General features: G+C 64.3%; 20 protein-coding genes. 10 read left to right on the plus strand and 10 right to left on the minus strand.

Annotation, left to right across the window (positions count from 1 at the left end; genetic code table 11):
- Positions 1-63: 63 nt before the first annotated feature.
- Both D6Z43_RS19760 and D6Z43_RS19765 read left to right on the plus strand, forming a co-directional pair.
- Positions 64-345, plus strand: coding sequence for a DUF2782 domain-containing protein (locus D6Z43_RS19760; RefSeq protein WP_069081419.1), 282 nt, complete (start codon positions 64-66; stop codon positions 343-345).
- 29 nt (positions 346-374) lie between these two features.
- On the plus strand, positions 375-1,325 hold the full coding sequence (locus D6Z43_RS19765; protein WP_120653766.1) for a homoserine kinase: 951 nt from the start codon (positions 375-377) through the stop codon (positions 1,323-1,325).
- 59 nt (positions 1,326-1,384) lie between these two features.
- Here the strand turns inward: D6Z43_RS19765 and D6Z43_RS19770 are convergent, their stop codons facing one another.
- The 3 genes from D6Z43_RS19770 to D6Z43_RS19780 all read right to left on the minus strand — a co-directional run bounded on the left by D6Z43_RS19770 (position 1,385) and on the right by D6Z43_RS19780 (position 5,375).
- Positions 1,385-2,071 (minus strand): NrdJb, encoded by a 687-nt coding sequence (locus D6Z43_RS19770; protein WP_077527573.1) that lies wholly within the window; start codon positions 2,069-2,071, stop codon positions 1,385-1,387.
- Between the two features lie 16 nt (positions 2,072-2,087).
- Positions 2,088-4,235, minus strand: coding sequence for an adenosylcobalamin-dependent ribonucleoside-diphosphate reductase (locus D6Z43_RS19775; protein WP_120653767.1), 2,148 nt, complete (start codon positions 4,233-4,235; stop codon positions 2,088-2,090).
- 225 nt (positions 4,236-4,460) lie between these two features.
- Positions 4,461-5,375 carry a zinc ABC transporter substrate-binding protein gene (locus D6Z43_RS19780; protein WP_120653768.1) on the minus strand — a complete coding sequence of 305 codons (915 nt, stop codon included), beginning with the start codon at positions 5,373-5,375 and terminating at the stop codon, positions 4,461-4,463.
- Between the two features lie 64 nt (positions 5,376-5,439).
- Here D6Z43_RS19780 and D6Z43_RS19785 point away from each other — a divergent pair, with 64 nt between their 5' ends.
- Genes D6Z43_RS19785 through znuB form a run of 3 tightly spaced genes read left to right on the plus strand, consistent with a single transcriptional unit; the run spans position 5,440 to position 7,515 of the window.
- Positions 5,440-5,940, plus strand: coding sequence for a Fur family transcriptional regulator (locus D6Z43_RS19785; RefSeq protein WP_120653769.1), 501 nt, complete (start codon positions 5,440-5,442; stop codon positions 5,938-5,940).
- Positions 5,937-6,737 carry a zinc ABC transporter ATP-binding protein ZnuC gene (znuC, locus tag D6Z43_RS19790; protein ID WP_120653770.1) on the plus strand — a complete coding sequence of 267 codons (801 nt, stop codon included), beginning with the start codon at positions 5,937-5,939 and terminating at the stop codon, positions 6,735-6,737. Before D6Z43_RS19785 ends, znuC begins: the two co-directional genes overlap by 4 nt.
- A complete protein-coding gene (znuB, locus tag D6Z43_RS19795; RefSeq protein WP_120653771.1) occupies positions 6,730-7,515 on the plus strand; it encodes a zinc ABC transporter permease subunit ZnuB in 786 nt (261 codons plus the stop codon). The genes znuC and znuB overlap by 8 nt, the downstream gene beginning before the upstream one ends.
- On the opposite strand, the gene D6Z43_RS19800 is transcribed toward znuB, so the two are convergent.
- Complete coding sequence (locus D6Z43_RS19800; protein WP_120653772.1) at positions 7,487-9,115, minus strand: GMC family oxidoreductase; 1,629 nt, start codon at positions 9,113-9,115, stop codon at positions 7,487-7,489. The two genes, znuB and D6Z43_RS19800, sit on opposite strands and share 29 nt — an antisense overlap.
- Before the next feature lie 201 nt (positions 9,116-9,316).
- Here D6Z43_RS19800 and D6Z43_RS19805 point away from each other — a divergent pair, with 201 nt between their 5' ends.
- From D6Z43_RS19805 to D6Z43_RS19820, 4 genes are all read left to right on the plus strand, one after another.
- Positions 9,317-10,162, plus strand: a complete 846-nt coding sequence (locus tag D6Z43_RS19805; protein ID WP_120653773.1) for a PA5502 family lipoprotein — start codon at positions 9,317-9,319, stop codon at positions 10,160-10,162.
- 164 nt (positions 10,163-10,326) lie between these two features.
- Complete coding sequence (locus D6Z43_RS19810; protein ID WP_120653774.1) at positions 10,327-11,334, plus strand: methionine ABC transporter ATP-binding protein; 1,008 nt, start codon at positions 10,327-10,329, stop codon at positions 11,332-11,334.
- Positions 11,334-11,999 (plus strand): methionine ABC transporter permease, encoded by a 666-nt coding sequence (locus D6Z43_RS19815; RefSeq protein ID WP_120653775.1) that lies wholly within the window; start codon positions 11,334-11,336, stop codon positions 11,997-11,999. Before D6Z43_RS19810 ends, D6Z43_RS19815 begins: the two co-directional genes overlap by 1 nt.
- Before the next feature lie 54 nt (positions 12,000-12,053).
- The gene (locus D6Z43_RS19820) at positions 12,054-12,830 is read left to right on the plus strand and encodes a MetQ/NlpA family ABC transporter substrate-binding protein (protein WP_120653776.1); all 777 of its coding nucleotides are present in this window, start codon (positions 12,054-12,056) and stop codon (positions 12,828-12,830) included.
- 127 nt (positions 12,831-12,957) lie between these two features.
- Here the strand turns inward: D6Z43_RS19820 and D6Z43_RS19825 are convergent, their stop codons facing one another.
- The 5 genes from D6Z43_RS19825 to D6Z43_RS19845 are packed head-to-tail and all read right to left on the minus strand — an operon-like array spanning position 12,958 to position 16,915.
- Positions 12,958-13,593: an SCO family protein gene (locus D6Z43_RS19825; protein WP_120653777.1), complete on the minus strand. Its 636-nt coding sequence runs from the start codon at positions 13,591-13,593 to the stop codon at positions 12,958-12,960.
- Entirely contained in the window at positions 13,590-14,495 is a 906-nt protein-coding gene (cyoE, locus tag D6Z43_RS19830; protein WP_120653778.1) for a heme o synthase, read from the minus strand. The genes D6Z43_RS19825 and cyoE overlap by 4 nt, the downstream gene beginning before the upstream one ends.
- A 12-nt stretch (positions 14,496-14,507) precedes the next feature.
- Entirely contained in the window at positions 14,508-15,593 is a 1,086-nt protein-coding gene (locus D6Z43_RS19835; protein WP_120653779.1) for a heme A synthase, read from the minus strand.
- A 37-nt stretch (positions 15,594-15,630) separates the two neighbouring features.
- Entirely contained in the window at positions 15,631-16,212 is a 582-nt protein-coding gene (locus tag D6Z43_RS19840) for a hypothetical protein (RefSeq protein ID WP_120653780.1), read from the minus strand.
- Entirely contained in the window at positions 16,187-16,915 is a 729-nt protein-coding gene (locus D6Z43_RS19845) for an SURF1 family protein (protein WP_120653781.1), read from the minus strand. Before D6Z43_RS19845 ends, D6Z43_RS19840 begins: the two co-directional genes overlap by 26 nt.
- A 69-nt stretch (positions 16,916-16,984) precedes the next feature.
- Here D6Z43_RS19845 and D6Z43_RS19850 point away from each other — a divergent pair, with 69 nt between their 5' ends.
- Positions 16,985-17,188, plus strand: coding sequence for a twin transmembrane helix small protein (locus tag D6Z43_RS19850; RefSeq protein ID WP_120653782.1), 204 nt, complete (start codon positions 16,985-16,987; stop codon positions 17,186-17,188).
- A gap of 41 nt (positions 17,189-17,229) precedes the next feature.
- Here the strand turns inward: D6Z43_RS19850 and D6Z43_RS19855 are convergent, their stop codons facing one another.
- Positions 17,230-18,117 (minus strand): cytochrome c oxidase subunit 3, encoded by an 888-nt coding sequence (locus tag D6Z43_RS19855; protein ID WP_120653783.1) that lies wholly within the window; start codon positions 18,115-18,117, stop codon positions 17,230-17,232.
- Positions 18,118-18,127: the final 10 nt, after the last annotated feature.

Genomic DNA, 18,127 nt, shown 5'->3' on the forward strand with positions numbered 1-18,127 from the left:
ACCTTTATTCACCGGACCCGAAGTAGAATGGACCGATCATTGACGAGAAGGGACAAGGTTACCATGCGCGCACTGAACCGCCTTTTACTGGCCAGCCTGCTGGCCATCGCTCCAGTCGCCACGTTCGCCGCCGACGAGCCATCCGCCGAGCCGGACGTCACCATCCGCCAGGAAGGCGACAAGACCATCCAGGAATACCGCGTCAACGGTTTCCTGTACGCCATCAAGGTGACCCCGAAGAACGGCAAGCCCTACTTCCTGGTCCGCGCCGATGGCGAAAGCAACTATGTCCGCTCGGACAACCCAGACATGCTCATCCCCGCGTGGGAAATCTTCAGCTGGTAGCGCACGCAACCCCGTAACAAGGTAGTCCAATGTCCGTATTCACTCCGCTCGAACGTCCGGAACTGGAAGCTTTCCTCGCCCCTTACGGGCTTGGCCGGCTGAAGGATTTCCAAGGCATCGCCGAAGGCTCCGAGAACAGCAACTTCTTCGTCAGTCTGGAGCGGGGTGAATTCGTACTGACCCTGGTGGAGCGCGGCCCCAGCCACGATTTACCGTTCTTCATCGAGCTGCTCGATGTGCTCCACGAAGCGGACCTGCCGGTTCCTTTCGCCCTGCGCACCGCGGATGGAAAAGCCCTGCGCGAACTCGCCGGCAAGCCAGCGCTGCTGCAGCCGCGCCTGCCGGGAAAGCATGTGCACCTACCCAATGCCCACCATTGCGCGGAAGTTGGCGCCCTGCTGGCGCGCCTGCACCTGGCAACGCGCGAGCGCGTGCTGGAACGCAAGAGCGATCGCGGCCTGGACTGGATGCTCAATGAAGGTCCGGCGCTGGCCCTGCAACTGGACGACACGGCCCTGCCGCTGATGCGTGATGCACTGCGGGAAATCGGTGAGGTGAAGGAGCGTTTCCTCGCCCTGCCGCGCGCCAACCTGCATGCCGACCTGTTCAAGGACAACGCGTTGTTCGATGGCACCCACCTATCCGGGGTGATCGACTTCTACAACGCCTGCTCCGGGCCGATGCTCTACGACCTGGCCATCTGCCTGAACGATTGGTGCTCTGATGCCGATGGCCGCCTCGACAAGTCGCTTGCCCGCGCCTTGCTGGGCGCCTATGCCACATTGCGCCCCTTCACCGCCGCCGAGGCCGAACTCTGGCCAACGGCCCTGCGCATCGCTTGCGTACGCTTCTGGCTGTCGCGTCTGATCGCTGCCAATGCCTTCGCCGGGCAGGACGTGCTGATCCACGATCCCAATGTGTTTCAGATGCGACTGGCGCAGCGCCAGAAGGTCGAGCTTCCGCTGCCGTTTGCGCTCTGAAGTCAGGATGGATCCGCTTTTCGTAGGGGCGAATGAATTCGCCCCCACAAGGTTTCGGCTCACCCGCACTTGGAATGGCCGCAATTGAGGCAGGTTGCACAGCCGTCCATCTGCACCACTGCCTGGGTGTTGCACTTGCCGCAGAGCTGGGCGCCGGGCGGAAAACCCTCTCCGGGTTCGGCCTTGGATGTGCCCAGGCTGGCTTCGTAGGCGGCGCGCTTCTCGGCGAGATAGAGCTTGTGTTCCTCGTCCAGCTTCTGGCCTTCCATCAGGCCGATGGCCACCAGATGGCGCTCCAGCACAGCGCCGATCTCAGCCACCAGTGACGGCATATAGACGCCGCCGCGCTTGAGGTAACCGCCGCGCGGATCAAATACAGCTTTCAGCTCTTCCACCAGGAAGGTGCAGTCGCCCCCCTTGCGAAACACCGCCGACATGATGCGGGTGAGGGCGACGATCCACTGGAAGTGCTCCATGCCTTTGGAGTTGATGAAGATCTCGAAGGGTCGACGCTGCTCGAAAGCGGTGCCCGGGTTGAGCACGATGTCATTGATCGTCACGTAGAGCGCGTGCTCGAACAGCGGCGACTTGATCTTGTAGGTGGCGCCTACCAGGGTCTCCGGCCGCTGCAGCGTCTCGTCCATCTGCACCACGGCGGCCGCTTCCTCGGCAGCCTTGCGCGCCTTTTCCTGGTCCAGATCGACCAGGCTGAAACCCTTGATCTTCTTCTCGATCTTGATGGTCATGACGGCCTCCGAGCATTCAATACCTGCCGTAATAGCCTTCCTTCAAGGCGTCGAAGAGGTTCGCGGCGGTGTGCAGCTCACCGTCGTATTCCACCTCCTCGTTGCCGCGCAGCTCCACCAGCGTGCCGTCTTCCAGTTCGAAGCGGTAGACGGTCCTCTCCAGGTCCGAATCCTTCACCAGCACGCCCTGGAAGGCCGCCGGGTTGAAGCGGAATGTCGTGCAACCCTTGAGTCCCTGGCGCCAAGCCTGGAGGTAGATGTCCTTGAAGTCCTCGAAGGGGAAGTCAGTGGGCACGTTGGCCGTCTTTGAGATGGAGGAGTCGATCCATTTCTGCGCGGCCGCCTGCATGTCCACGTGCTCCGCAGGGCTGATGTCGTCAGCACTGACGAAATAGTCCGGCAAGCGTTGCGCCGGATGTTCGGTGTCCGGACGTGCCTGGGTGTTGACCAGCGCGCGGTACGCCAGCAGCTCGTAACTGCAGACGTCGATCTTCTCCTTGGTCTTGCGCCCGGGGCGGATCAGGTTGCGCGAATACTGGTGAGCGTAGCTCGGCTCGATGCCATTGGATGCGTTGTTCGCCAGGCTCAGGCTGATGGTCCCGGTGGGGGCGATGGAGCTGTGATGGGTGAAGCGAGCCCCTACTTCGGCCAGCTCGGCGACCAGCTCCGGCGCATGTTCGGCGATGCGCTGCATATAGCGGGAGTAGCGGGCATGGAGGATGCGGCCAGGTACCCGGTCGCCGACCTTGTAGCCATCGTCCACCATTTCCGGGCGCTTGCGCAGCATGGCGGCGGTAACCTCGTAGTCCTGCATCAGAATCGGGGCCGGGCCCTTCTCCCGCGCCAGTTCCAGTGCCACCTGCCAGCCGGCCAATGCCATTTCCCGCGCCACCTCTTCGGTGAATACACAGGCCTCTGTACTGCCGTAGCGCAACCCCAGCAGCGCAAGTGCTGAGCCGAGCCCCAGGAATCCCATGCCGTGGCGGCGCTTGCCGAGGATTTCCTCGCGCTGGCGCGGTAGCGGCAGGCCGTTGACTTCCACCACGTTGTCGAGCATCCGGGTGAACACCCGCACGACCGCGCGGAAGCGCTCCCAATCGAAATGCGCCTCGCCGGTGAAGGGCTCCTCAACGAAGGCCGTGAGGTTGATCGAGCCCAGCAGGCACGAGCCGTAGGGAGGAAGCGGCTGCTCGCCGCAGGGGTTGGTCGCGCGAATCGCCTCGCACCACCAGTTGTTGTTCAGCTCGTTGACCCGGTCGATGAGGATGAAGCCCGGCTCGGCGAAATCGTAGGTGGACACCATGATCATGTCCCACAGGTGCCGGGCCTGGACGCGACCGTAGACCTTGCAAGCCACCAGGCCATCCTCGCGGACGATGTAGCCGTCGTGCACCGGCCAGTCACGCCAGATCACCTGGGTAGGATCGCCAAAGTCCAGTTCATCCCGTTCCTTCGGGTGCACCGGATAGAGCAGCGGCCACTCGGTGTCATTCTCCACCGCATGCATGAAGGCATCGCTGACCAGCAGGCTGAGGTTGAACTGGCGCAGGCGGCCGTCCTCGCGCTTGACGCGGATGAATTCGCGCACATCGGGATGGCAGACATCGAAGGTGCCCATCTGCGCTCCCCGGCGGCCGCCAGCGGAGCTCACGGTGAAGCACATCTTGTCGTAGATATCCATGAAGGACAGGGGCCCGCTGGTTTGCGCGCCGGCGCCGGATACGTAGGCGCCTCGCGGGCGCAAGGTGCTGAATTCGTAGCCGATGCCGCAGCCGGCCTTGAGCGTCAGCCCGGCTTCATGGACCTTGCCGAGAATGTCGTCCATGGAGTCGAGGATGGTGCCGGAAACGGTGCAATTGATAGTGGACGTGGCGGGCTTGAAGTCCTGGGCACCGGCATTGGAGATGATCCGTCCGGCGGGGATGGCGCCATTGCGCAGGGCCCAGAGGAAGCGCTCGTACCAGTGCTCGCGCGCTGCAACATCGGCCTCCACCTCGGACAAGGCGCGAGCCACACGCTGCCAGGTGGCGTCCGGTGTGAGATCGATGGGGGTACCGTCCTTGTGCTTCAGACGGTACTTGCTATCCCAGATTTCTTCCGACGCCGCCTGCAAGGCGATGCCATGATTGCCCTGGACCTGTTTGGGCGTTCCCGTCCTGGCCATCCGCTGCCCTCCTGCAATGAAGAGTCCAGACTAGTCGACCACGAATGCCGGCCGCTGATTCACATCAACGCGGCCCGCGGCCCCTCTCTCACATTAGCAGGCGGCTCCAACCCATCGCAGGTTGGTGCGGGCCACGCTGGGCCGAGCGAGGCGAGGTCCAATGATCGGAGGCGGGCCGGACACGATCGGCCGCCCCCCTCTCTTAGAGGGAGAGGGGAGAACGACTCAAAGTGCTTCCAGGCAACCCGCCAGGCCATCGCCCAGATTCTGCAGCAAGGTCTCGTAGCCGTTGGCGGCCACCGGCGCACTCATGCCCAAGGCGTCCAGCTCAGCCAGGCGCACTTGCAGGCCGGCGGTCAGGGTATCGGCGAGACGTGGTCGCACTGGCGGTTCATTGAATACGCAGCTCGGACCAGCCTTCTGCAGCCGCTCGCGCATGGCGGCGACGTGTCGGGCGCCGGGCTGCACTTCACTGGCGACGCTGAACACACCCGCATGGCGCAGGCCGTAGGCGCTCTCGAAGTAGTCGAAAGCTTCATGGAAGACGAAGAACGGCTTTCCGGCGACCTTGGCCATGCGCGTCTTCATGCGGGCGTCGAGCTGGTCCAGACGGTCTTCGAAGGCCTTCAGGTTGGCCTGGTAACGAGCGGCGTTGGCCGGGTCGGCGCTGGCGAGGTCAGCGGCCATGCGTGCGGCGATCACCCTTGCGTTGGCCGGCAGCAGCCACAGGTGCGCGTCGATAGAGCCAGGGCGATGGTCATGATCGTGCTCGTGTTCATCGTGCTCGTCTTCGTGCTCATCGTGCAGCGCTTCGAAATGGCGCAGCGTCAGGCCCGGCTCACCCTGCAGCGCCACGCTGGGCTTGTCACGACCTTGCAGCACGCGGGGCAAGAAACCTTCCAGATCGGGGCCGATCCAGTAGAACAGGTCCGCCTCGCGTACCCGGCGCACGTCGGACGGGCGCAAGGCGTACTGGTGCGGCGAAGCGCCCGGAGGCAGCAGCACGTCAGGCTGGCCAGCGCCATCCTGTACGGCAGCGGCGATCAATTGCAGCGGCTTGATGCTGGTCAGCAGGCGCACATCGGCCTGCGCCGACAGGGCACAGGCACTGAGGAACAGGGGGACGAATAGACGGAACACGGCACAGACTCGGCGGTAAAAGAGTTATAGAATAACGTCTCTTTCACCAGACGTCGCCGCCGCCATGCTCAAGCCGATCAGCGCAAAAGCCCCCCTGGCCTGTCGCCCCCACGACCATTCCCATTGCGTGTCCAACGCCCTGGCCGAGGCCGACGCCATCTGCAGTCGCCATGGCCTGCGCCTGACTGCGCTGCGCAAGCGCGTACTGGAGCTGGTCTGGCAGAGCCACAAGCCGCTGGGCGCTTACGACATCCTTGGCGTGCTGACGGAAGAAGACGGTCGCCGCGCGGCGCCGCCCACCGTTTACCGCGCCCTGGATTTCCTCCTGGACAACGGCCTGGTACACCGCATTGCCTCGCTCAACGCGTTCGTCGGCTGCAACCATCCGGGCGAGTCCCACCAGGGTCAGTTCCTCATTTGCCGCAACTGCCAGACCGCCATCGAGCTGGAGCAGTCGAGCATCAGCCAGGCCATCGTCGACAGCGCCAAGTCCGTCGGCTTCGTCGTCGAAGGCCAGACCGTCGAAGTCGTCGGCCTCTGTGCCAGTTGCCAGGTGGCTGCATGAGCGACGTCCTGATCCGCCTCGACAAGATCGGTGTCGATTTCGCCGGCCTGCCGGTACTGCAGGATGTGCACCTCGCGGTAAAGGCCGGGGAAATCGTGACCCTGATCGGCCCCAACGGCGCCGGCAAGACCACCCTGGTGCGCACCGTGCTCGGCCTGCTCAAGCCGGACAAGGGCGAGGTCTGGCGCAAGCCGCGCCTGCATATCGGCTACATGCCGCAGAAGCTCCAGGTGGACGCGACCCTGCCGCTCACCGTGCTGCGCTTCCTGCGCCTGGTGCCGGGTGTCGACCGCAAGGCCGCCCTCGCAGCGCTGGATGAAGTGGGTGCCGCCCAGGTGATCGACAGCCCGCTGCAGAACATCTCCGGCGGCGAATTGCAGCGCGTACTGCTGGCCCGCGCCCTGCTGCGCGAGCCCGAGCTGCTGGTGCTGGACGAACCGGTGCAGGGCGTCGATGTCGCCGGCCAGGCCGAGCTTTACCGCCTGATCACCCGTCTGCGCGACCGACATGGCTGTGGCGTGCTGATGGTCTCCCACGACCTGCACCTGGTGATGAGCGCCACCGACCAGGTGGTCTGCCTGAACCGCCATGTCTGCTGCTCCGGCCACCCGGAACAGGTCAGCTTCGATCCGGCCTTCGTCGAGCTGTTCGGCCAGGATGCCAAGAGCCTCGCGGTCTATCACCACCACCACGACCATGCCCACGACCTGCATGGCGAAGTGGTGAAGCAACCTTTCCCCAGCGGCACCCGTTTCACTCCTGTCCACCAGCACGGCCCCGACTGCAACCATGGCTGATTTCCTCCTCAACGCGCTGCTCGCCGGCCTCGCCCTCGCCCTGGTGGCCGGCCCGCTCGGTTCCTTCGTGGTCTGGCGGCGCATGGCCTACTTCGGCGACACCCTGTCCCACGCCGCACTGCTCGGCGTGGCCCTCGGCCTGATGCTGGACGTCAACCCGACCCTGGCGGTGACCGTCGGCTGCGTGCTGCTCGCCGTGCTGCTGGTAACCCTGCAACAACGCCAGCCACTGGCCTCGGACACCCTGTTGGGCATCCTCGCCCACAGCACGCTGTCCCTGGGCCTGGTGGTGCTGAGTTTCATGAGCGAAGTACGCATCGACCTGATGGGCTATCTCTTCGGCGACTTGCTGGCGGTAAGCCGTACGGACCTCGCCTGGATTCTCGGCGGCAGTGCGCTGGTGCTGCTGGTGCTGATCCCCATGTGGCGGCCGCTGCTCGCGATCACCGTGCACGAGGAATTGGCGCGGGTAGAAGGCCTGCCCGTTGCGGGCATCCGCCTCGCCCTGATGCTGCTGATCGCCATCGTCATCGCCGTCGCCATGAAGATCGTCGGCGTGCTGCTGATCACTTCGTTGCTGATCATTCCGGCCGCGGCCGCCCAGCGCCATGCCCGCAGTCCCGAGCAGATGGCCCTGGGCGCCAGCCTGCTGGGCCTGGTGGCGGTCTGTGCGGGCCTGGCGCTGTCCTGGTTCAAGGACACACCGGCTGGCCCGTCCATCGTTGTCTCCGCGGCCAGCCTGTTCCTCTTCAGCTTTGCCCTGCCGCGACGCGCCTGAGGTCGGCGAGCACCAGGGACGCGGCCTTCTCCGCGATCATCAGGGTCGGCGAGCAGGTGTTGCCGGAGACGATTTCCGGCATCACCGAGGCGTCGGCAATTCGCAATCCCGGCACGCCGTGCACCTTCAGCTCGGCGTCCACCACAGCCTCCGGGCCACGGCCCATGCGACAGGTGCCCACCGGGTGGAAGATGGTGGTGCCGATCTGCCCCGCCGCCTCATGCAGCTCCTCTTCGCTCTGTAGCGCCGGGCCCGGCAGGTATTCCTCCGGCCGATAGCGCGCCAGCGCGGGCGCGGCGGCGATACGCCGGGTGAGGCGTATGGCATCAGCGGCGACTCGCAAGTCCTCGGCATCACTCAGGTAGTTAGGCCGGATCAACGGCGGCGCCTTGTGATCGACCGAGCGGATATCCACCCGGCCGCGACTCTGCGGGCGCAGGTTGCACACCGAAGCGGTGAACGCCGGGAAGGGATGCAGCGGTTCGCCGAAGCGCTCCAGTGACAGCGGCTGCACGTGATATTCGAGGTTCGCCCGGGTCTGCTCAGGACCGGAACGTACGAAGGCGCCCAGCTGACTCGGTGCCATGGCCAGCGGACCGCTGCGACTGGCGAGATACTGCAGCCCCATGCCCAGCTTGCCCCACCAATTGCCAGCCAACTGGTTGAGGGTCGGCACCCCGGACACCTTAAAGATCAGGCGCAGCTGAAGGTGGTCCTGCAAGTTGCCGCCCACACCTGGCAGTTCGTGGCGCACGCCAATACCGAGCCGCTCCAGCAAGGGCCTGGGACCTATCCCGGAGCGCTGCAGCAACATGGGCGTACTTACGGCACCGGCACAGAGGATCACTTCGCGGCGCGCACGGAACTCCTGCTGCAGGCCTTCCCAGCGCCCAACCACACCCACTGCACGCCCCCGCTCCAGCAGTAGTCGATCCACCTCCACGCCCGTACGTACGGTCAAGTTCGGCCGATGCATTACCGGGCGCAGGAATCCCTTGGAGGCATTCCAGCGCACACCGCTGCGCTGGTTCACCTGGAAGTAGCCGCAGCCCTGGTTGTCGCCGGTGTTGAAGTCCTCGACAGGCGCAATCCCGCAATCGCCGGCAGCCAGCCGGAAGGCGTCGAGGATTTCCCAGGACAGGCGCTGGCGCTCGACCCGCCACTCGCCGCCTTCGCTATGAAACTCACTGGCCCCGCCGAAATGGCTTTCGCTCCTGAGGAACAGGGGCAGCACGTCCTTCCAGCTCCATCCCGGATTGCCCAGCGCCTCCCAGCGATCGTAGTCGGCGGACTGGCCGCGCATGTAGATCATCCCGTTGATCGAGGAACTGCCGCCCAGCACCCGCCCGCGCGGGTAGCCCAGGCTGCGGCCATGCAGGCCGGGCTCGGCCTCGGTGCGATAGCACCAGTCGGTACGTGGGTTGCCGATGCAATAGAGGTAGCCAACCGGAATGTGGATCCAGGGATGGTTATCCCGGCCACCGGCCTCCAGCAGCAGTACGCGCACCTTGGGGTCCGCCGAGAGCCGGTTGGCCAGTAGGCAACCGGCAGGGCCGGCGCCGACGATGAGGTAGTCGAATTCCTCGTGGGCAGGGTACATGGCAATCCTCGCCGTTCTTGTCGTTATGACTGGCCATAGTGCAGCAGCTGCGCATCGAACAGGAGCCTGGATGACATATCCAGGACCGCTGGGATGCCTCCAGAAATGCCATCCTCGCGGCCGATTTGCCCCTACTTTTTGTCCTGAAGAGTGCCGCAGTGTAGAATCGCGCGTTTTTTGAGCAATCAGAGACCCGCCGGAATGAAGCAGTTCGCTACTCGTTGCCTGCCTGTTGTCGCCTTTTCCCTGCTGCTGGCCGCCTGCCAGACCGCCCAGCAAGTGGCCGAATTGCCAACGGACGAACTGGTGAGCAGCTTTCAACACCTCGACCGTGACCTTACCGAAGGCAAGCTCACCGAAGCAGAAGCCCGTCTCGAGGACCTCGAGCGTAGCGCCGCTGGCGATACCCGCCTGGAGCAGTATCAGCGCCAGCTCGCCGATGCCTGGCTGAAGCGTGGCCAGGCCGCCCTGCAACAGGGCGACCTGGACAACGCCGCCAAGGCCCTCAGCCATGCCCGCAGCCTGATGCCTCAGGCGCCGGCCCTGACCACTGGACTGGACGGAGCCATCGACAAGGCCCGTGAGGACGCCGAAGCTCGCGCAGAGCAGGCCCGCCGCGCCAGCGAAGCCGCAGCTGCCAAGGAAAACGCAGCGCGCCTGGAACAGGCCCGCCAGTTGCGCGAAGCCGCCGAGCGCCAAGCCGCCGCCATCCAGGCGAACGCCACACTGCCCAACGCCCCCGAGGGTGAAAAACCCGTCGCCCAGGCCGCCAAACCGCTGCGCGCCTTACCGCCGCTGGTGGAAATGCCCCAGCTCGACCGTGATGACAACGAGAACCTGCGTCGCCTGCTGGATGGTGTGGCCGCCGATATCGTCGCTCACGATTGCGCCGTGCAGATTCAGGTGCGCGAGGCCAAGGACTATCCATGGGTCGCCGCCCTGCTGTCGGCACGGGTGAAGAAACTCGACCCTGGTTTCAAGACGCAGTACAGCCAGGCCCTGAAGCCCGACCAGGTCCCGCGCCTGGTGCTCAGCCCCCGCCACTGAACGCCCCTGCCGGGCGGCGACTAGACTGCACGAAGTCCACCTGTCGCTTATTCCTCGTTGCTATAGCCTTAGGTCCAGAAAGATTTTCTGTGCCTATGTGCCAGCAGGTAAACTTGCCGGTTTTTAGCCGATCCGGCTAACGACGAACCCACAAGGTTTCCGCAGTGATCGAATTCCATAACGTCCACAAGGCGTACCGCGTTGAAGGCCGCGAAATCCCGGCCCTGCAGCCGACCGACCTCGCCATTCAGAGCGGCGAAGTATTCGGCCTGATCGGCCATTCGGGTGCCGGCAAGAGCACCCTGCTGCGCCTGATCAACCGCCTTGAAGAGCCCACCGGCGGTCGCATCGTCATCGACGGCGACGACATTACCGCCCTGGACAGCGAAGGCCTGCGCCGCTTCCGCCAGCGCGTCGGAATGATCTTCCAGCACTTCAACCTGCTGTCGTCCAAGACCGTCGCCGAGAACGTCGCCTTGCCCCTGAAGCTGGCAGGCGAGCTGTCGCGCACCGAGATCGATCGACGCGTCGCCGAACTGCTGGCCCGCGTGGGCCTCAGTGACCACGCCCGCAAGTACCCGGCGCAACTCTCTGGCGGCCAGAAGCAGCGCGTGGGCATTGCCCGAGCCCTGGCTACGCAGCCGAAAATCCTGCTCTGCGACGAGGCCACCAGTGCCCTCGACCCGCAGACCACGGCCTCGGTGCTGCAACTGCTTGCCGAGATCAACCGCGAACTGAAGCTCACCATCGTCCTCATCACCCACGAGATGGATGTGATCCGCCGGGTGTGCGACCGCGTGGCAGTAATGGACGGCGGCGTGATCGTCGAGCAGGGCACGGTAGCCGATGTGTTCCTGCATCCCCAGCACACCACCACCCAGCGCTTCGTGCTGGAAGATGAGCAGGTCGACGAAGGCGAGCAGCGTGACGACTTCACCCACGTCAGCGGCCGCATCCTGCGCCTGACCTTCCGTGGCGAAGCTACCTACGCCCCGCTGCTGGGCACCGTCGCGCGCCAGACCGGCGTCGACTACAGCATCCTTGCCGGCCGCATCGACCGCATCAAGGACACCCCCTACGGCCAACTGACCCTGGCCCTGGCCGGCGGCGACATCGACGCCGCGCTTGGCTGCTTCCGCGCGGCGGACGTGCACCTGGAGATCCTGCGCTGATGGAAGCCTTGCTCGCCAATATCGACTGGTACGAAATCTGGCTCGCCACCCTCGACACCTTCCTGATGCTGGGTGGCTCGCTGCTGTTCACCGTGCTGCTGGGCCTGCCGCTGGGCGTGCTGCTGTTCCTTACCGGCCCGCGCCAGCTGTTCGAGCAGAAGACCATCTACGGTCTGCTGTCGCTTCTGGTGAACGTGCTGCGCTCACTGCCCTTCATCATCCTGCTGATCGTGATGATCCCGTTCACCGTGTTCATCACTGGCACCTCCCTGGGTGTCGCCGGTGCCATTCCACCGCTGGTGGTGGGTGCCACGCCGTTCTTCGCACGCCTGGTGGAAACTGCCTTGCGCGAGGTGGACCGCGGCATTCTCGAAGCCACCCAGGCCATGGGCGCCACCACGCGCCAGATCATCTGGAACGCCCTGCTGCCGGAAGCGCGGCCGGGCATCTTCGCCGCCATCACGGTCACCGCCATCACGCTGGTGTCCTACACCGCCATGGCGGGTGTGGTGGGCGCGGGTGGCCTCGGCGACCTGGCCATCCGCTTCGGCTACCAGCGCTTCCAGACCGACGTGATGGTGGTCACCGTGGTCCTGCTGCTGGTGCTCGTACAGATCCTGCAAACCGTCGGCGACAAGCTGGTGGTGCATTTTTCCCGTAAATGACCTGGTGCCGGCGCCATCCGCGCCGGCCCGATGACTTCCCAAAAGGAGCCGTTCATGAAGAAATTGCTGGTGGCCTTCGCCGCACTGACCGCCCTCTCCGCCCAGGCCGACACGCTGAAAGTCGCCGCTACCCCGGTGCCTCATGCGGAAATCCTCGAGTTCATCAAGCCGCAGCTGGCGAAGGAAGGCGTGGACCTGCAGGTGAAGGTCTTCACCGACTACGTGCAGCCCAACGTGCAGGTTGCCGAAGGCCGCCTCGACGCCAACTTCTTCCAGCACCAGCCCTACCTGGATGAGTTCAACAAGGCCCGTCAGACCAAGGTGAAGCTGGTATCCGTGGTTGGCGTGCACGTCGAGCCCTTCGGCGCTTATTCCAGCAAGGTGAAGTCCCTGGCCGAACTGCCGGAAGGCGCCCAGGTGGTCATCCCCAACGACGCCACCAACGGCGGCCGCGCCCTGCTGCTGCTGGACAAGGCCGGCGTGATCAAGTTGAAGGACAACACCAGCATCACCGCCACCCCGAAGGACATCGTCGAGAATCCGAAGGGCATCAAGGTGCGTGAACTGGAAGCCGCCACCCTGCCGCGCGTGCTGAACCAGGTGGACCTGGCGCTGATCAACACCAACTACGCGCTGGAAGCCAAGCTGAACCCCACCAAGGACGCCTTGGTGATCGAAGGCAGCGACTCGCCCTACGTGAACATTCTGGTTGCCCGCGAGGACAACAAGGCCAGCGCCGACATGCAGAAACTGGCCAAGGCCCTGAACAGCCCCGAGGTGAAGAAGTTCATCGAGGAGAAGTACAAGGGCGCCGTAGTGCCGGCGTTCTGATCACTTCGCGCTGAATGAAAAAGCCCGCTCGATTGAGCGGGCTTTTTTGTGGGTGCCGAGGTATCGGTGGGCAGCGCCACCTGTAGGGGCGAATTCATTCGCCAAGGGGTGCGAAGCGGCCCTGAGCTCAGCCCTTCGGCGTCACCAGCCCCGGCAGTTGTTCCTTGAGCTTCTGATTGTTCAGCGGCGAACGGATGAAACCGCGCTGGGTGCCGTCAGGGCCCAGGACCACCAGGTTGCCGCTGTGGTCCACGGTGTAGTTTTCCTTGCTGGTGTCAGCCGGGATGAAGGGGATGCTTACCGCATTGGAGAGTTTCTGCAGGGTCGGCAGGTCGGCGGTCAGGCCAATGAAGGCCGGGTCAAAGTAGCCCAGGTACTGCTTTAGCTGTTGCGGCGTGTCGCGGCTTGGGTCGACGCTGACGAGGATGATCTGCAGGTTGTTGCGCGCCGCCTCCGGCAGCAGGCCCTTGAGTTCGCGCATCTGCGCCAGCGTGGTGGGGCAGATGTCCGGGCAGAAGGTGTAGCCGAAGAACACCAGGCTCCACTTGTCCTTGAACTGGTCGACGCGCATCTTTTCACCGTCCTGGTTGGTCATTTCCAGCGCCGGCAGGGTGCGGCTCTGCGGCAGCAGGACGATGCCGGCATCGAGCAACTTGGTCGGGTCGGCCTGAGCCTGGCTGGTCAGGACCTTGTGCACGGTGAGGCCGAGCACCACGGCAACCAGGGCGACGAGGACGAAGACGGTTTTCTGGATTCGGGTCATAGGTTCAGCATCAGGTAGTGGTCCACCAGCAGGGCGATGAACAGCAGGAAGAGGTAGGCGATAGAGTACTTGAAGGTCTTGATCGCGGCGTGCGGTCGGCTGTCACGGTACAGCACCCAGGCCCATTGCAGGAAGCGCGCACCCAGGGCCACCGCGCAAACCAGATAGAGCACGCCGCTCATGTGGATGGCATAGGGCAGCAGGCTCACCGCGAACATCACCAGCGTATAGAGCAGGATGTGCACCTTGGTGTAGTGCTCACCGTGGGTCACCGGCAGCATCGGGATATCGGCCTTGGCGTATTCCTCTTTGCGATGAATGGCGAGCGCCCAGAAGTGCGGTGGGGTCCAGGCGAAGATGATCAGTACCAACAGTAGCGGCTCTGCGGTGAGATGGCCGGTCACGGCGACCCAGCCGAGCAGTGGTGGTGCAGCGCCGGCCAGGCCGCCGATGACGATGTTCTGCGGCGTGGCGCGCTTGAGAAATCCGGTATAGAGCACCGCGTAACCCACCAGTGAAGCCAGGGTCAGCCAGGCGGTCAGCTCGTTGGTGAAGGCCAGCAGCAGAGCCTGGCCGAGCACCGCCAGGACGAAGGCGAATCCCAATGCCGCAGTCGGCGAGACGCGACCGTTGACCACGGGCCGCTTCAGCGTGCGCGCCATGATCGAGTCGATGCGTCGGTCCACCACATGGTTGACCGCCGCCGCCGCACCGGCACACAGGCCGATGCCGAGGTTGCCGAACAGCAGCACTGTCCAGGGCACACCGGCGCGGGTGGCGAGGAACATGCCGACCAGGGAAGTGATGAGCATCAGCACCACCACCTTGGGTTTGGTCAGTTCCAGGTAGTCGCGCCAGCTGGCACGGGCCTGGCTGTGTCCTTGGCTGAGCAGAGTGGCCATGGCGTGTTCTCCTTATTTACTGTGCGAAGTGATCGCCGTAGGAGCGAGCTCTGCTCGCGAATCCCCGGCAATCCCGCGTTCGCGAGCAGAGCTCGCTCCTACAAGAAGTGCTGAAGCGCGCACCCGGTAGTTGACCGAAACCAGCACCAGCAGCAGCAACGCGCCGCCGCCGTTGTGGGCGACCGCCACCGGGAGCGGCAGATGGAACAGCACGTTGCTGATGCCCAGACCTATCTGCAGGCACAGGGCAGCCAGCAGCAATCCGGCAAGACGCGGCAGGCCCGCGCCGCGCAACTGCCAGGCGAGGGCCAGCAGCACCAGGGTCACGGCTAGAGCGCCGAGACGATGCGTCATGTGAATGGCGGTGCGGGCGTCACTGTCGAGCTGGCCGCCCAGGTAGTTGGGGCCGATGTGCTGGGTCAGGTGGAAGCCGTTGGCGAAGTCCATCGCCGGCCACCACTGCCCATGGCAGGTGGGCAGGTCGACGCAGGCAACCGCCGCATAGTTGGAACTGACCCAGCCGCCCAAAGCGATCTGCCCGATCGCCAGTGCCAGCCCCAATGCCGCCCAGCGTCGCAGCCGAGCAGGCAGCGCCAGGGCAGGGAAGGCATTGGACAGGCGCAAGGAAAGCAGCAGCAGCAGGGACAGCGTGGTGAATCCTCCCAACAGGTGCGCAGTGACCACCTGCGGCCAGAGTTGCAGAGTCACCGTCCACATGCCGAACGCGGCCTGGGCGACGACCACAACCACCAGCAGCAGCGGTAGCTTCAGCGGCTGACCGTCACGGCCGCGCAAGCTCACGGCATGGATAGCCAGGCCAAGGATCACCAGGCCGAGGGTTCCGGCGAAGTAGCGGTGGACCATCTCGTTCCAGCCTTTATCCGCTTCCACGGGTGCGTGGGGGAAGTTGGCTTCGGCGTGGGCCAGCTGGGCCTCGGACTGCGGCACGCTGATGAAGCCATAGCAGCCCGGCCAGTCCGGGCAGCCGAGGCCGGCGTGAGTCAGGCGGGTATAGGCGCCCAATAGCACCACCACTACCGCCAGCAGGGTGGCGAACAAGGCGAAGTGAAATCCGGGCCGGTTCTTGTACTTGTCCACAGCAGCCGCTCCTCACCTTTCCGGAGAAAGGGGTCGTTCAACCGATATTGGAAAGCTTCAGCAGGTGACGCAGGTCGTTGAGGATCTTCTTGCCTTTGGTGGTGCCGTCGTAACGCAGGACGAGATTGCCGTGGGGGTCGACGATCCACAACTGGGCACCACCGAGGTTCTCGGTGGCCTTGCTGTAGGTGGCCGGTTCCAGGCCATAGCGCTTGAGGCGTGGATATTCCTGTTTGAGTTTTTCGGCGTAGTCGGCCGGCATCCCGGTAACGGCCACGGCATGACTGGCACGAGAGGCATCACGCCCCAGACCGATGTGGATCTGCCGCGCGACGAACACCATTTGCTGGCAATCCTGCTCGCAACCTACCGGGGCGGTGACCAGCAGTTGCCAGGTTTGCTCTGGCATCGCGTCCCGCACACCCAGTTCGGCGATGGTCTGGCCATTGCCAATGAGTGTGCCGTGATAACTGCGCCCCTCAGGCACCCAGAAGCTGAACTTGTACATGGCCGTGGCCAGCAGCATCGGACCGATCACCACCATCAGGATCAGCAGCAGCTGGATGCGACCACGGCGCCGTGGCGGTGCGTTCTCAGGCATGGCGAGTACTGGGTTCATTGTTGTTTTCCCGTCCTTTGCGCAATCCGAAGTAAATGAACAGGCCGAGCAGAGCGGTCGCCAGGGCGAACCATTGCACGGCGTAGCCGAGGTGTTTTTCCGGTCCCATGGCGACCACGGGCCAGTCGGTGCGGTACGCCGCCGGGCCTTCCTCCAGGCGCAGCTCAAGAGGCACGCCATTGCGGCCCAGGCTCTGCCAGAGGGCGACGGCATCCACTTGGCTGACCAGTTGCGGCCAGCCGCTCGCTTCAAGGTGTTTGAGTTCGAACGCTACGCCCGGCGGCACGTAGGCCCAGGCTGTCAGTTGCTGAACGCCATCAGGGGTGCTGAAGATGGGCGCGACGCGGCGATCAGGCCAGGGCAGCCAGCCACGGTTGACCAGCAGCCAACGGCCGCTCGAGTCGTCCTGGAAGGGTTGCAGCAGCTCAACCCCAGCCTTGCCATCCCGGATGCGGCTGTCCAGCAGCAGGCTGTGCGCAGCATCGAAATGCCCGTGTAGGCGCACCCGCAGGTAGGCGGGGTTGGCACTGGTGAGGAAGTCATCTAAGGCGAGCGGGGCGGAGATACGGCGGGCCTCGGCGGCAGCCAGCAGCTGGCGTTTTTCCTCTGCACGGGACAGCTGCCAGAAGCCCAGGCCGATCAGCACCGGCAACAGCGCGAGTACCACCAGGGTAGGTACCAAGCCGGGCCGGAATGCACTCATGGGCGTCGTCCGTGACGCTGAACAGGGCTGGCTATACTGCACAACATCCCCCTTCCCCCGGAGTCACGCATGCTCAAGGCTGCGATCGTCCTCATGTTGCTTGCCACAGTGGTCAGCCTGTTCAGCGGCCTTTTCTTCCTGGTCAAGGACGAAGGCCGCAGCTCCCGCGTGGTCAATGCGCTAACGGTTCGTGTAGTTCTGACCGCCCTGACCCTGGCACTCATTGCCTGGGGTTTCTACAGCGGCCAGTTCGTTTCCCATGTCACCTGGTAAGCCAGAGGTCCCCACCTCTGGCCACCGCCGTCACAACATCTTCAAAGTACGTAGACGAAGGTAAACAGTCCGATCCACACCACGTCCACGAAGTGCCAGTACCAGGCCGCCGCTTCGAAGCCGAAGTGGTGCTCGGCGTCGAAGTGGCCACGCAGGATGCGCACCAGCATCACCGTCAGGATCAACGCGCCCATGGTCACGTGGGCACCGTGGAAGCCGGTGAGCATGAAGAAGGTCGCGCCGTAGATACCCGAGCCGAGAGTCAGCCCCAGTTCCTTGTAGGCGTGGATGTACTCCTCGGCCTGGAAGCCCAGGAAGGTCAGCCCCAGCAGGATGGTCACCGCCAGCCACAGCTTGAGCGGACCGCGCTTGTTCTTGCGCAGCGCGTGGTGGGCAAAGGTCACGGTGAAGCTGGAGGTCACCAGCAGGAGGGTGTTGATCAGCGGCAGGTGCCACGGGTCGATCACCGCCTTGGGTGGAGGGAACAGCTTGGAATCCGGGTTGTTCAGCAGCGGCCAGGTGTACTCGAAGTTTGGCCACAGCATGTTGGCGACGCCCTTGGCACCCTCACCGCCGAGCCAGGGACCGGCGAAGTGGCGGATATAGAAGAGGGCACCGAAGAACGCGGCGAAGAACATCACCTCGGAGAAGATGAACCAGCTCATGCCCCAGCGGAAGGAGCGATCCATCTGCGGGCTATACAAGCCGCCGCGACTTTCGCGGATCACATTGCCGAACCAACCAAACAGCATGTAGGCCAGGATAAGGCCGCCGACGAAGAAGACGATCGGCCCGTTGGAGTCCGGTCGCGCCGCCTTGAGGTCGTTGAACCAGGTGCCCAGGCCGTAGACCGTTGTCAGCAGGCCGATAGTGGCAATGATCGGCCATTTGCTCTGGGCCGGGACGTAATACTGCTCGTGACTAGCCATCGTTGTTGTT

This window comes from Pseudomonas sp. DY-1 (assembly GCF_003626975.1).
Classification (GTDB): Bacteria; Pseudomonadota; Gammaproteobacteria; order Pseudomonadales; family Pseudomonadaceae; genus Metapseudomonas.